The organism is Flavobacterium quisquiliarum (assembly GCF_019308285.1).
GTDB lineage: Bacteria > Bacteroidota > Bacteroidia > Flavobacteriales > Flavobacteriaceae > Flavobacterium > Flavobacterium quisquiliarum.
The window spans coordinates 74621-88847 of sequence record NZ_WWEM01000020.1 but is presented as its reverse complement, the minus strand read 5'-3'; the positions used below and the strand labels follow the sequence as shown (position 1 = coordinate 88847).

Genomic DNA, 14227 nt, shown 5'->3' with positions numbered 1-14227 from the left:
GCGCCTTCGTGGCAAAAACACAAAAACAAATTAATACAAAAATGAAAAAACTATTAACCGCATTACTCCTAACCTCATCCGTTTTAGCGTCTGCACAAAATCTAATATCAAACGTTCCAAACCGAAATACCACTTCATTAAACGGTGTGTGGAATTACATTGTCGATCCTTATCAAACTGGCTTTTACAGCTTTCACCTTGATCAATATGACAAAAGTGAAAAACCGGCGAAAGGATCTTTTTTTACGAATTATCATGCTCAAAACAAACAGGAATTAGTAGAGTACGATTTTGATAAATCACCAACAATCAATATTCCGGGTGACTGGAACTCGCAGGTTATGGAATTAAAATACTACGAAGGCAATGTCTGGTTCAAAAAATCTTTTGATTATAATTTAGCCGCTAATAAACGTCTTTTTGTTTATTTAGGAGCCATTAACTACAAAGCCGATGTTTATTTAAACGGAAAAAAGCTGGGAACACACGAAGGCGGTTTTACACCTTTCAATTATGAAATTACTTCTATTGTAAAACCAACCGGAAATTATTTGGTTATTAAAGTAGATAATACACGCCATAAAGAAGATGTTCCTACTGTGAATACTGATTGGTGGAATTATGGCGGAATAACCCGCGATGTAACTTTAATTGAAGAAGAAAACGCTTTTGTGGAAGATTACAATATACAGCTGAAGAAAGGAAATGCAAATGTTATTTCCGGTTTTATTAAAATCAATAATTTAAATCCGGCACAAAATCTGGTTGCAATTTCTATTCCGGAACTAAAAATCAATTACAAAGGAAAAATTGGTGCTAATGGAATTTTAAATTTTGAAATTCCTGCGAAAAAAATCTCGTATTGGTCACCGGAAAATCCAAAGTTATATGACGTGACTGTTGACTTTAACGGAAAAAAAATAAATGATAAAATTGGTTTCAGAACGATTGAAACAAAAGAAGATAAAATCTTATTAAACGGAAAACCTGTCTTTTTACGCGGCATTTCGATTCACGAAGAAAATGCCAAAGGTGGACGTGCCAATTCGCAAGAAGATGCATTACGTTTGCTAAATTGGGCTAAAGAAATGGGCTGTAATTATGTTCGTCTGGCACATTATCCACATAATGAAAATATGGTAAGAGAAGCAGATAAAATGGGATTAATGTTTTGGGAAGAAATTCCGGTTTACTGGACCGTTGAGTTTAAAAATGAAAACACTTATAAGAATGCCCAGGATCAGTTAACTGCTGCGATTACAAGAGATAAAAACAGAGCCAGTATTGTTATTTGGTCTATGGCTAATGAAACTCCGGTTTCTGATGCGCGAAATACTTTTATCACAAATTTGGTAACTCATACAAGATCATTAGATGATACAAGATTAATCAGTGCTGCCTTACTATCACATAATGGAAAAATTGATGATGAAATTGGTAAATCGCTTGACATTATTGCTTTCAACCAATATTTAGGCTGGTATGGAGGTAATTTAGAAAATGCTGAAAAAACATTCTGGACTACGCCATACAACAAACCTGTCTTTGTTTCAGAATTTGGAGGTGATGCCAAAGCTGGTTTTCATGGAGAGAAAAACGAACGCTGGACAGAAGAATATCAGGAATATCTATACATTCAGAATTTAAAAATGATTGAAAAAATTCCTCACTTAAGTGGCACAAGTCCGTGGATTCTGGTTGATTTCAGATCTCCAAAAAGATTGCTTCCAGGTATTCAGGATGGTTATAACCGTAAAGGTCTAATCTCAAATGATGGAGAGAAGAAAAAAGCATTTTACATCATGCAGGACTGGTACGCGAAAAAGAAAAAAGAACAGTAAAATTTATTCGTTATTACCAATTCATTAACAAAAAACAAACTGGAATTATATGATTTTTCTTCATTATTAATTTACTTTGTAGTAATTCTAAAAATTGTAATCCTATGAAAAAATTATGTTTACTGGCAGTTACTTTGTTTGCTGCCATTACAGTTCAGGCGCAAGATGTGGTAAAATTTGCTCCTCTTGATGCAAGTCCAGTTGATATTTCTTATTTCCCAAACAAGGCTGTTAAATTCAAAAAAACAGATAATCCAAATCCAGTTGTAAAAGTTACTTATGCAAGACCTTCTGCAAAAGGAAGAACTATTTTTGGTGACGTTGTAAAATTTGGTGAAGTTTGGAGAGTTGGTGCTAATGAAAATACAGAAATCAAATTCTACAAAGACGTAACAATCGGCGGTAAAAAAGTTCCTGCGGGATACTACAGTTTATTTGTAATACCTGAAAAAGATAAATGGACAGTAATTATCAACAAAGAATTAGATTTATGGGGTGGTTATGCTTATGACGAAAGCAAAGACGTTGTAAGAGTTTCTGTTCCTGTTAATCCAGTTTCTACTCCAATCGAGGCTTTATCAATTGCTTTTACTACTGAAGGCAACATTGCAAATCTTGTGATTGGCTGGGATAAAACAACTGCTGAATTACCAATTACGGTTAAATAATTAATCCGTTTTAAAAATATAATTCTCTATAAACATAGCCCGTGGTTTTAACCACGGGCTATGTGTTTTATATAGAAGAAGAAACTGATGACAATAGGATTTCCTTATGTTTTGCTCCCCAATTACTCAATTGATTCCATATAGGAACTAATTCTTTAGCAATTTCGGTTAACTCATAATCTACTCTTGGAGGAACTTCTGCATAAACAGTTCTTTTAATCAAACCTTCTTTTTCAAGCTCTCTTAATTGAAGAGTCAGCATACGTTCTGTAATGCCTTTTATTTGATTACGTAATTCACTGAAACGTAATTTTCCATTCTCAAGCTTGCAAAGGATTAACAACTTCCATCTTCCTCCTATTTTACATACTGCATAAGTTAAATTACAGCTTTCTGTGATATAGTTCTCATTCAACATATTAGTTGAATTTTCTTTTCTTTTTCCCATTACTTACAAATTTGTTAGTACCATACATTTGAATGTGTACCATACAAATTTAGGGATTGTGAAATAATTTTGTCCATCATCCTAATAAAAATAATATGATACTATCAAAAGAAGTACAAGATGTATTGGACTTTATACAAAAAATTGAAATAGATGAGAATCTAAATCCATGGGAGGCAAACAGGGCTTTTTACGAAAAATTTATACCTCTGGCCGGAGAAAAAGAAGCCGTTTTTCAAATTACAGAACAGACATTATCAAATGCTGGTAATTCAATTAACTTACGAATTTATCGTCCGAACAATAATGACAAACAACCTGTAATTATTTATTTTCACGGCGGCTGGTTTAATGCCGGAAGCCTTGAAACACACGATACACCTTTAAGACAACTGTCTAATGCGACACAATCAACTATAATTTCGGTAGATTATCGGCTTGCACCAGAATATCCTTTTCCGGCAGGATTACACGATTGTGAATTTGCTGTAAAATGGTTGATTGAAAATGCCTTATCACTTAATATTAATCCAGAAAAAATAATCATTGCAGGTGACAGTGCGGGTGGCGCTTTGGCTTCATCAATTACAAGAAAATTCAGAAGTAAAATTGCGGTACAATTGCTTATCTATCCTGTAACAAACAATGATTTAAAAACAGCTTCTTGGATTGAATTTCAAAACGGACCTCTTCTCGATTTAAAAGGTGGGATTCAAGCATGGGATTGGTATTTATCCAAACAACATGAAGATAATCCAGATGCTGTTCCTTTATTAGCAAATGATTTATCAGGACTGCCTCCCACATTCATCGCTGTGGCAGAATATGATCCTTTAAGAGATGAAGCGATTCAATACTCCAAAAAAATAAAAAAAGCTGAAGGAAGTGTCAAATTAAATCTATATAAGGGAACAACTCATGGTTTCTTTCAAATGGGAGGATTTATTGATGAGTCTAAAATTTTGATACAGGATATAGTAGATTTTTTAAATAATACTGTTTTAATAAAATGAAAAAATACGCGTACATCGGATGTTTAGGTTTTATTGCTGTTATCACTACAGAATTTGGTGTAATTGGGATTCTGCCTCAGATTGCCGAACATTATAATTTAAGCATTGATAAAGCGGGAATGCTGCTCAGTGCTTTTGCTTTAGTAATTGCCTTAACAGGTCCTTTCATGACCTTACTCACTTCAGGTTTTGATCGTAAAAAAATAATGCTTACATCACTAATTATCTTTATTTTTACAGGAATAATTTCATCATTTTCTCCACCCTTTTGGTTACTGATGCTGGTTCGAATACTTCCGGCATTTTTACAGCCTGTTTATATTGCCACAGCTTTATCAGTGGCTATTTCAGTAGGCAATAAAAAACAGGAAAATGAACTCATGAGTATTGTTTTTAATGGCGTTGCAATTGCGATGGTTTCGACAGTTCCTTTTGCAACTTGGTTAGCCAGCATATTTTCATGGCAATATTCTTTTATGATTCAATCTCTGGTAAGTATTATAGCTTTACTTGTAATTTATTTCTTTTTACCCAAAATGCCAGTTACAGAAAAAAAGTCTTATTCTAGTCAACTGAAAATACTAACGCAGCCTATTTTTATTATAAGCACAGCTATGAATTTCTTTATGATAGCCGCCTGGTTTTCTACTTACAGTTATTTTGCCGAATATTTGAATAAAGCCAAAGGAATGGACGGTAAAATGGTAAGTTATATGCTTTTTATATTTGGGGTAATAGGCGTCATTGCTAATCGTGTGTCTGGGAAAATGCTAAACAAAAATATAGCCAATACAACTGCCCTGTTTTTATCAGGAACAATCATTATTCCCATATTACTTTATTTTTCTGGTTCCAATACGATTGCCATAATTTTTGTGGTGGCCCTTTGGGGATTTTTATATTCTCCCAGTTTTCTGAATGCTTCGACTTATATGATTTCATCGGCACCTGATTCACTTCAATTTGCGAATAGTCTTGCTACTTCTTTTGGGAATCTGGGAGTTACTTTAGGTACAACAGTTGGAGGATTGATTATCGTTAATAAAGGTGTTCAATATACACCTTGGCTTACTATGGCATTTGGTACGTTAGCTTTTTTAATGATTCTATTGAGGAAATTTTTAGAAAGAAATAGACCTATTGCTATAAACTGATAATTTTTTTTTGAATATTTTTCTACATTTCTAAATACAATCCGGAATAAACATAGACACAATCAAAAGCGACAAGACAAATTATTTCCCGTGGTTGAAACCACGGGTTATGTTTAAAATCGGAGCGTAAAACAAAAAGAGACATTTTTCAATATCTCTTTTTGTTTTTAAACCTTAACGGTTTCTATAATTTTATCTAATGTAATCGGCAGATCTCTAACTCGCTTTCCAGTGGCATTAAAAACGGCATTTGCAATTGCAGGCGCCATTCCAACCAAAGCAGTTTCTCCTAATCCTTTTGTTCCCATTGGATTACTGATTGGGTCTTTTTTATTAACGAAAAAAACTTCCTGTTTTTCAATATCAGCATTTACAGGAACATGATAATCAGCAAAATTATTATTGATTGGACGACCAAAACGATGATCGATTTCTAAAGCTTCCATCAACCCCATTCCGATTCCCCCTACCGCACCACCATACATTTGTCCTGCTGAAGTTTTTTGGTTGATTACCGTTCCAATATCAGCACAGGAAACTACATGTGCCAATCGAATTTTACCCAGATTTGGATTCACCAAAACTTTTACAAAATGTACCGAAAAAGAATAAATAGAATATTTCTTCGCTTCTTCATCTGCCTTTGAAAGATTTTCTACCGTCAGTTCGTCTAATTTATTCGCTGTTAACAAAGAGGCTAACGTAACGCTTTTTGAACTGTTCTTTTTAGACGAAATTACTCCATTTTCAAAAGTCAACTCTGTAATAGGAATTCCCTTAAATGCTAAAGTTCCACTCGCTAATCCGACCGCTTTACTGACTAATAAATTACAAGCATCATGTACCGCAGAACCGACCGATGAAGTCGTAGCCGACCCTCCTTGAGTTGGGCCTTTTGGCAGTCCGCTTTTTCCCATTTCAATGATTATATTTTCAACAGGAAGTCCTGTAATTTCAGCGCCAATTGCTGTCATCATGGTTGCAGTTCCTGGCCCCATATCGTTTACACTGCATTGCAGTACTAAATTTCCGTCAGGTAAAAATTTTGCTTTTACTGAAGTTGGACTTCTGTAACAGCCAAAAGTTCCTGTTCCCATTCCGTAACCTACGAGCCAGTTTCCTTCTTTAACTGAACCTGGTTCATTTTTACGATTTTTCCAGCCAATGCGTTCCATTCCGCCTTCATAACATTCCAAAAGGTATTTACTGCTCCAAGGTTTATTCTGCTCCTGATCTTTTTCCGCATAATTTAGTTTGCGGAATTCAATTGGATCCAAGTTTAATTTATAGGCCATCTCATCCATTGCGCATTCCAACGCAAACGAACCGGTTGCTTCTCCTGGGCCACGCATCCAGATTGGTGTACAAGTGTCCAAAGGCACAATACGATAACGTGTCGAAACATTAGCACAATCATAAATAAATCGGGACATGTTTACCGTTCCTTCCATGAAATCTTCATAACTGGAAGTCATCGCAACAGCTTCATGAGTTAAACCTGTTAGTTTTCCCGCTTTTGTAGCTCCAAGACCCATTTTCTGAATTGTAAAGGGTCTGAAACCAACATTAGTAAACATTTGTTCTCGATGCAAAACCAATTTTACTGGACGATTTAATTTCTTTGCGCCCATCAAAGCGGCAATTTCATAAGGCCAAGTATGTAATCCCATTCCAAATGCTCCGCCCAGATATTCTGAAAACACCGAAACATCCTCAACAGGAACATCAAAAACTCCTGCGACACTTCTTCGTGTTCCTTCTACTCCCTGACTTTTAGTATATAAAGTCGGTTTGTTTCCATCCCATTTCGCGATGATATTAGCCAATTCCATCGGATTATGAACTTCTGTCGGAATGGTATATTCGGCTTCAAAAATAACCTCAGCATTTTTATAGCCGTCATGTTCTCCACGATGGTAATCATTACCTTTTTCGGTATCTATTTTTTTCTCTTTATCAGCTGCTTTTTGAAGATCTGTTGAATGCTCTTCCTTAAAATAATCTGCTTTGATTAAACTCGCAGCATATTGCATGCGCTCAAAAGTATCTGCAATAACCAAAGCAATTGGCTGATCATAGTATAATACTGAGTCATCTTTAAAAATTTGTAATGGCTGCCCAAAATTACGTTTGTCTTTTACCTTTTGATATCCTGTAGGTTTATCCACATTCAAATGGGTAATGACAGCTAAAACTCCAGGTGCCCATTCTGCTTTTTTAGTATCAATACTCTTGATTCTTCCTCTAGCAATAGTACTTCCCACCAAACAGCCATAAACCACTCCAGGTGTTTTGTATTCAGCAGAATATGTTGCAGAACCCGTTACTTTAGCAAATCCGTCAACTCTATTAATATTACTTGTCTTGCTCATAATTCTAATTATTTTGATGCTGCTATCGTAAGTGCTTCTGTTATAGTATTCGCTCCAAGCGTAATTTTAAAGTCATTTCCGCCATAAGTTCTAGCACCTTTCATAGCTAAATCGCCTGCTTGTCTAAAAACTTCTTCTGAAACTGTTTTCCCTTTTAGAAATTCTTCTGCTTCAGTTAATCGCCACGGTTTATGTGCCACGCCACCCATTGCTAGTCTGACATCATTTATTACATTATTCTTTAAATCTAATGCTGCAGCAACAGAAACTAATGCAAAGGCATAACTCGTTCTATCACGAACCTTTAGATAATGTACGTTTTTGGTAAAATTATGATCTGGAATTTCAACAGAAGTAATCAATTCTTTTGCTTCCAAAGTATTGTCTTTTTCAGGCGTATTTCCTGGCAGACGATGAAAATCAGTAAATTTAATTTGTCTTTTGCCTTTTGGTCCTTCAACTAAAACCTGCGCGTCTAATGCAGCCAATGCAATACACATATCACTTGGATGAACGGCAATGCAACTATCTGAAGCTCCAAAAATAGCGTGCATCCTGTTGGAACCGCCAATAGCTCCGCAGCCACTTTTTGGTGTTCTTTTGTTACATGGCATATCGGTATTGTAATAATACGAACATCTAGTTTTCTGCAGCATATTACCGCCAACTGTTGCCATGTGCCTGATTTGTTGTGAAGCTCCTGCTGCTAAAGCTAAAGACAATAAAGGATGTTTTTCTTTTATTGCTACATCTTCAGCAACCTGACTGTTTTTTGCTAAAGCGCCTATCGAAACTTTTCCTTTTACAAATTCTATTTCCTTTAAATCTAAACCGTTGATATCAATTAATTTGTCTGGCGCTACAACATTCTTTTTCATTAAATCCACCAGATTTGTTCCGCCTGCAATAAACATAGCTTCATTTTCTTTGCTAATATTCGTTACGGCTGTTCTTGATGATAAAGCTCTAATTATCTGGAAATTTTTCATAACTCTTTCCCTCCTTCCTTCACTTCAGTTATAGCATCTACAATATTATGGTAAGCACCGCATCGACAGATATTACCGCTCATGTATTCTCTGATTTCTTCTCTGCTGTTGGCATGGCCTTCTTTGATGCAGGCAATACCCGACATGATTTGTCCAGGCGTACAATAACCGCACTGAAAACCATCATGTTTGATAAAAGCTTCCTGCATTGGGTGCAGTTTTTTTCCTTTTGCAAGCCCTTCAATTGTAGTAACCTCTGCATTTTGCTGCATGGATGCCAAAGTCAGGCAGGATAAAATTCGCGTTCCGTTTACATGAACTGTACAGGCGCCGCATTGTCCGTGATCACAGCCCTTTTTGGTTCCGGTAAGCTGTAATTGCTCTCTTAACAAATCAAGCAAAGTAGTTCTCGGCTCGATATTAAGATTGTGTTTTTTACCGTTTACTTCAATAGATAGCGGTACCGTCTCTAAATACTCTGCTATTTTTTCATCCCATTTGTTCTCTGAAGCCATTACCAATGAAGGTGGTGTAAAAGCCAGCGCAGTAAAAAGTCCCGATTTTTTTATAAAGTCACGACGGGAATTGGAGTCATTCTCCGTTACTTCTTTCGGATTATTTTTTTTAGAAGCCATTCTATCTATCTTTAAATTAGCAAAATCACTTGGGTATTCTAACAAATTTAACAATCTTAAATCACAAAAAGTTATGAAATTCAAATATTAGGCTTATTTAGAATAATTACAATTTCAATTTTTATTTAACCGCAAAGAGCGCAAGTTTTTTTACTATTTACACCTTAATAAAAACGCAAAGTTCGCAAAGCTGGAATCGGAAAACTTTATAAATATACTTTGCACATATCCGTTTCCCGCAGATTTTGCAGATTCCACAGATTTTTATTCTGCTAAATTTATCTGCTTTATCTGCAAAATCTGCGAGAGAAAAAAACTTTGCTCCCTATAATCATCTGAATTGTCGTTAAACACTGAAAATTGTATTTTTACAAGACTAATCTTTGATTTATGTCACATCAACAAAATATTTATCTTGATAATAACTCCACGACTCGTGTTGATGCACGCGTTTTGAATGCTATGCTTCCCTATTTTACTGATTTGTATGCCAATTCTACAAGCAGTCATATTGCAGGACTAACAGTAAACGAAGCTGTAGAAAATGCTGCTTGGAAAGTCGCTGCTTTAATTAATGCAGACGCTGAAGAAATTATTTTTACTTCGGGAGCTACAGAAGCAATCAATCTGGCAATTAAAGGTCTCATAAACCAAGATAAAAAACATATCATAACCATTTCGACAGAACATAAAGCGGTACTTGAAACTTGTCGTTTTATGGAAAATAATGGTTTTGAAGTCAGTTATTTACCTGTTCACCATGACGGGCTTTTAGATCTAAACCTTTTAGACGAAACTATAACAGATAAAACTCTGGTTTTCATCGGAATGTTTTCTAACAACGAAACAGGTGTCATAAGAAATGTTAGTGAAATTTCTAAAATACTGAAAAGTAAAAATGTACTTTTTATGTGCGATGCCACACAAGCAGTTGGGAAAATTCCAATTGATGTTAAAGCATTGGGAATTGATCTTTTAACTTTATCTGCTCATAAATTTTATGGTCCAAAAGGAGTTGGTGCTTTGTATGTTTCGGCGAAAACCAAAATCAAACTGCTTCCTCAAATTATAGGCGGCGGACAACAACGAAAACTACGCAGTGGCACACTCAATGTACACGGAATTATCGGTTTAGGTAAAGCTTCGGAAATAGCTGTAAATGAACTAGAAAAAGATTCAAATAGAATTCATCTATTACGAAATAAACTCGAATACAACTTGTTACAATTCGAAGGTTCTTTCGTAAACGGAAACACTCAAAAACGAATTTATAATACTACTAATATTTGTTTTCCGGGTGTGAATTCGGAACAACTTATTATGGCTTTGGGAAATATTTCGGTTTCCAATGGTTCGTCTTGTTCTGCGGTTACTTCGGAGCCTTCACATGTTTTGAAAGCGATGGGATTGTCTGATGAAGAAGCTTTGAGTTCCATTCGTTTTAGTTTGGGACGATTTACTACTGATGAAGAAATTGATATTACGGTTGAACGGGTTTTAACTTTGGCTCAACAATTTGTTTTGCCACGAAGGCACTAAGGCGCTAAGTTTTTTGCCACTCCCGATAACTATCGGGATTCACAGGTTAAAAGGATTAAAAAAAAACTCTGTTACTTTGTTACTTTGTTACTTTGCCCCTCCTTTAAAAATCAACTTATTATAATCTTCCTCAGTATCAATATCAATACTACCTTTTTCAAAAGAAATCGAAGCGATATCTTCAGCATATTTTTTAATGAGTTTTTTTGCTCCCTCCTGCCCTTGTAAATCCAATAATTCTTTAAAATATTTCTTATGGAATAATACTGGAGTTCCCAGAGTTTCGGAGTACGCTGAAGCAACAATTCCTTTTTGGGTAATCTGATGTTCTTTTATAAGATTTTCAAATATGGAACTGGTCACAAAAGGCTGATCGCAGACTGCAAAAATACATTGTTCACAATCGGGGTTTAAGTTCAATAATTCGCTTAAACCTTTTACAATTGAAGATGACATTCCATTTTGCCAATCTGTATTTAAACAAATTCTAATTTCGGGAAAATTAAGCTCCTTTTCGATAGTTTCGTGGTTTGCACCTGTTACAACTAATACGAATACATTTTCGACCTTTAAGGCTTCGAAAATTGTGTTTTTTAAAAGTGTCGATTCTTTATATTCTAGTAATTGCTTGGGACGGCCTAGTCTGGAAGAATTTCCAGCGGCTAAAATGATGATTCCTGTTTTATTTTGAAATTTATCCCTCATGCGGCACCTCATCATGGATCTTACCCAATTTATATTTTAAAGAAGTACCAGTCTTTCCTGTTGAAAAGGCCTTGATTTCTGCGACAATTGAGAGAGCAATTTCCTCTGAAGTTTCTGCTCCAATATCTAAACCAATCGGACTGTAGATGCGTTCCAATTGTTCGTCGCTAAGCTTTATTCCTTCGTTCTCAAGATCATCCAGCATTCGGTTTAATTTGGTTTTAGGGCCAAGAATTCCGATGTATTTACAATTGGTTTCTAAAAGCTGTTTTAGAACCGCTACATCATATTTATAATTATGCGTCATTAAAACAAAATAGGTACGCTCATCAATTATAATATTCTCTAGAAATTGTTCTGGCTTAACAGTTTGAACTTTATCTGCTTTAGGAAAACGCTTTTCAGTTGTATGAGTCGCCCGACCGTCGCCAATAGTAATTTTCCAACCTAATATAGAAGCCATTTTTACTAAAGGCTGCACATCATTTCCTGCTCCAGCAATTACAAGTGAAATTGGCGGATTGATGTATTCAATCAAAGCTTCATTGTTATTTTCGGTTTGAAGTTTTTTTACGACCGATGCCTTATTTTGAAGCACTTGTTTCACATCCGAAATTAGTTTTAAAACTGCGTTATTATGATTTAAGATAGGACTGTCTTTCCTAAAAAATAATACTGTTCCCATTTGAAGGGCATTTCGTTTAAGTGAAAAAACAGTAACAATAACCGCTTCTTTTCTTTCTAATTCTAATTGCTGCAAAAGCTGTATCGGATTATTCGCCTGTTCCTCATCAATATACTCGAAAAGTATATGCACAATTCCGTTACATCCCAATTGTAACCCTAATTCAACATCGTCTTCATTACTGGTATTGTAAGTTATAAGCTTATTCTGTTTTTGATGGATAGAAAGCAGTGCCTTTCGAAGAGCATCTCCCTCAAGACAACCACCACTTATCGCACCGGTTAACTGACCATCTTCAGTAACAAGCATGCGAGCTCCAGGTTGACGATAGGACGATCCTTCAACTTTAACCACTGTGGCTAAAGCTGTTTTCTTTTCTTCCAATTTTGCTTTTGAATATGCTTTAAGAATTTCGCTGATTTCTTTCATAAAAAAACAATATCATCTGCCAAAATTAACTTTGTATACCATTAGCAGATAATTATAAAAATACAAAAAACCTTTATAAGATTAATGCTAAATAATTCCCATCGCAAAAGCGGTCTGTACTGCTTCCGCTGTATTCGTTACTTTTAATTTTTCAATAATATTTTGGCGGTGTCGGCGAACTGTGTAAACAGAAATATACATTTCAGCAGCAATTTGTTCGCTTTTATTTCCTTTTGCTACACTGTTTAAAACTTCTATTTCTCTTTTAGAAAGTATTGATTCTGCATTGTTTTTATATTTCTCAGCTTCAACGACAACACCCGTCTGAATGTTTATAATTTTCCCTTCAATTCCTGTTCTAGCTTGTAAATCTGTAGATGGAAGGTACAAACATAAGGCTAATGAAATACTTCCGTTACTGAATGTTTTGAGATAAATAGTACGATGATTGATGTAAACATTTTTTTCTGCCGAACTTTTCATTCGAAGACGGCTGAAAGTACTGTAATTGCTATATTCTTCTTTCGGAATTCCTTTTAAAAACTGATAGAAATTAAGTTCTAAGACATGACGTTGCGCTAAATCATCCTCATTTATTTTTGTGAAAATACATTCTTCAAAAGCAGAATCAATTACGGATTTTTCATCTGGAAGTCCAAAAACAGCACCAAAGCTTCCCGCATAAATATAACTGCAATCTGCTTGGTAATCAGATAAAACAGCCACACATTGTTCGATCTTTACATAATTAGCAACAAATTGTTTGTACATTTCGATATCATTAGATTCTTCAATCTCAAATTTTTGTTCTAAAAACGTAGTCATTAATTGATTTTCGATTGAAGGATTTTGTGACATTCGGAATTGTAATTGGTTAATTTTACGTATTGCCTTTCTTTGTAAGCAACACTATTTTTGGAAAACTAAAAATATCACTTTATATCCCAAAAAAATAATTTATGAAAACAATTTTTTATAGCGCTATTACTATTTTGAGTCTTTCTGTATTATCAAGCTGTAATAACAAAAATGAAACTGCAAAAACAACAATGAAAGAAGAAATAAAATTAGATTCTGCAATTGTTAATGGTTTACCATGTGATATTAAGTTATCAAACATACATTTTACTAAAGCACTAAATGGCGCTGATACTTTAATTAAAAAAGAAGCAAACGAGAAAATCATCTTTAAAGCTGGAGAAAAATCGGATTATTTCTCTGATCCTGACGGAAAACTATCCAACACTACTGCTCCAATGCTTTTGTCTAAAGTTGACAATACCAAACCTTTTACGCTAACGGCTAAAGTTACACCTGAATTTACCGAAAAAGGATTGTACAATGCCGGAGTTTTATATATTTATGTAAATGACAGTTTTTACCAGAAATTCTGCTTTGAACAAGACGAAAGAGGCAATCATAGAATTGTAACGGTTCGTACTATGGGCACTTCTGACGATAATAATCATGATGTTGTAAAAGAGCCTACGGTTTATATGAAAATCTCTTCGGATACCAAAACAGTTGCAAGTTATTATTCTTTAGATAAAAAAAACTGGCAGATGGTGCGTTTGTATAAAAACAACTATCCAAAAAAAATTTGGATGGGAATTAGCACGCAGTGTCCTGTAGATAAAGGAACTCAAAGTATTTTTGAAGAAATCAATTTAGAAGAAAAAAGTGTATCTGATTTTCGTTTAGGAATATAACTTTAACTTAATAAAGGAACTGCTTTTTTGATCATTTTTA

13 protein-coding genes are annotated in these 14227 nt (G+C 34.9%); 6 read left to right on the top strand and 7 right to left on the bottom strand.

Going from position 1 to position 14227, the window contains the following annotated elements; all coding sequences use genetic code 11:
* Positions 1 to 41: 41 nt before the first annotated feature.
* Both GSY47_RS08520 and GSY47_RS08515 read left to right on the top strand, forming a co-directional pair.
* Entirely contained in the window at positions 42 to 1841 is a 1800-nt protein-coding gene (locus GSY47_RS08520) for a glycoside hydrolase family 2 protein (protein ID WP_219071236.1), read from the top strand.
* 104 nt (positions 1842 to 1945) lie between these two features.
* Positions 1946 to 2509, top strand: coding sequence for a DUF2911 domain-containing protein (locus GSY47_RS08515; protein WP_179005635.1), 564 nt, complete (start codon positions 1946 to 1948; stop codon positions 2507 to 2509).
* 67 nt (positions 2510 to 2576) lie between these two features.
* Here GSY47_RS08515 and GSY47_RS08510 read toward each other — a convergent pair whose 3' ends face one another.
* Positions 2577 to 2957: a winged helix-turn-helix transcriptional regulator gene (locus GSY47_RS08510; protein WP_179005633.1), complete on the bottom strand. Its 381-nt coding sequence runs from the start codon at positions 2955 to 2957 to the stop codon at positions 2577 to 2579.
* 95 nt (positions 2958 to 3052) lie between these two features.
* Here GSY47_RS08510 and GSY47_RS08505 point away from each other — a divergent pair, with 95 nt between their 5' ends.
* On the top strand, positions 3053 to 3970 hold the full coding sequence (locus tag GSY47_RS08505) for an alpha/beta hydrolase (protein WP_179005630.1): 918 nt from the start codon (positions 3053 to 3055) through the stop codon (positions 3968 to 3970).
* The gene (locus GSY47_RS08500) at positions 3967 to 5124 is read left to right on the top strand and encodes an MFS transporter (protein WP_179005628.1); all 1158 of its coding nucleotides are present in this window, start codon (positions 3967 to 3969) and stop codon (positions 5122 to 5124) included. The genes GSY47_RS08505 and GSY47_RS08500 overlap by 4 nt, the downstream gene beginning before the upstream one ends.
* Before the next feature lie 167 nt (positions 5125 to 5291).
* On the opposite strand, the gene GSY47_RS08495 is transcribed toward GSY47_RS08500, so the two are convergent.
* From GSY47_RS08495 to GSY47_RS08485, 3 genes are read right to left on the bottom strand one after another with little or no spacing between them, the layout of a single operon-like run.
* Positions 5292 to 7496, bottom strand: a complete 2205-nt coding sequence (locus GSY47_RS08495; RefSeq protein WP_179005626.1) for a xanthine dehydrogenase family protein molybdopterin-binding subunit — start codon at positions 7494 to 7496, stop codon at positions 5292 to 5294.
* Between the two features lie 8 nt (positions 7497 to 7504).
* Positions 7505 to 8485 carry an FAD binding domain-containing protein gene (locus GSY47_RS08490; RefSeq protein WP_179005624.1) on the bottom strand — a complete coding sequence of 327 codons (981 nt, stop codon included), beginning with the start codon at positions 8483 to 8485 and terminating at the stop codon, positions 7505 to 7507.
* Positions 8482 to 9120, bottom strand: coding sequence for a (2Fe-2S)-binding protein (locus GSY47_RS08485; RefSeq protein WP_179005621.1), 639 nt, complete (start codon positions 9118 to 9120; stop codon positions 8482 to 8484). The genes GSY47_RS08490 and GSY47_RS08485 overlap by 4 nt, the downstream gene beginning before the upstream one ends.
* 390 nt (positions 9121 to 9510) lie before the next feature.
* Here GSY47_RS08485 and GSY47_RS08480 point away from each other — a divergent pair, with 390 nt between their 5' ends.
* Positions 9511 to 10659 (top strand): cysteine desulfurase family protein, encoded by a 1149-nt coding sequence (locus GSY47_RS08480; protein WP_219071235.1) that lies wholly within the window; start codon positions 9511 to 9513, stop codon positions 10657 to 10659.
* An 87-nt stretch (positions 10660 to 10746) separates the two neighbouring features.
* On the opposite strand, the gene GSY47_RS08475 is transcribed toward GSY47_RS08480, so the two are convergent.
* The 3 genes from GSY47_RS08475 to GSY47_RS08465 all read right to left on the bottom strand — a co-directional run bounded on the left by GSY47_RS08475 (position 10747) and on the right by GSY47_RS08465 (position 13336).
* Positions 10747 to 11364: a nucleotidyltransferase family protein gene (locus tag GSY47_RS08475; RefSeq protein ID WP_246611291.1), complete on the bottom strand. Its 618-nt coding sequence runs from the start codon at positions 11362 to 11364 to the stop codon at positions 10747 to 10749.
* Positions 11354 to 12478 carry an XdhC family protein gene (locus GSY47_RS08470; RefSeq protein WP_179005617.1) on the bottom strand — a complete coding sequence of 375 codons (1125 nt, stop codon included), beginning with the start codon at positions 12476 to 12478 and terminating at the stop codon, positions 11354 to 11356. The genes GSY47_RS08475 and GSY47_RS08470 overlap by 11 nt, the downstream gene beginning before the upstream one ends.
* A gap of 87 nt (positions 12479 to 12565) precedes the next feature.
* Entirely contained in the window at positions 12566 to 13336 is a 771-nt protein-coding gene (locus GSY47_RS08465; protein WP_179005615.1) for a response regulator transcription factor, read from the bottom strand.
* A gap of 101 nt (positions 13337 to 13437) precedes the next feature.
* On the opposite strand from GSY47_RS08465, the gene GSY47_RS08460 reads away from it, so the two are divergent.
* The gene (locus GSY47_RS08460; RefSeq protein ID WP_179005613.1) at positions 13438 to 14187 is read left to right on the top strand and encodes a DUF1349 domain-containing protein; all 750 of its coding nucleotides are present in this window, start codon (positions 13438 to 13440) and stop codon (positions 14185 to 14187) included.
* Positions 14188 to 14227 lie beyond the last annotated feature (40 nt).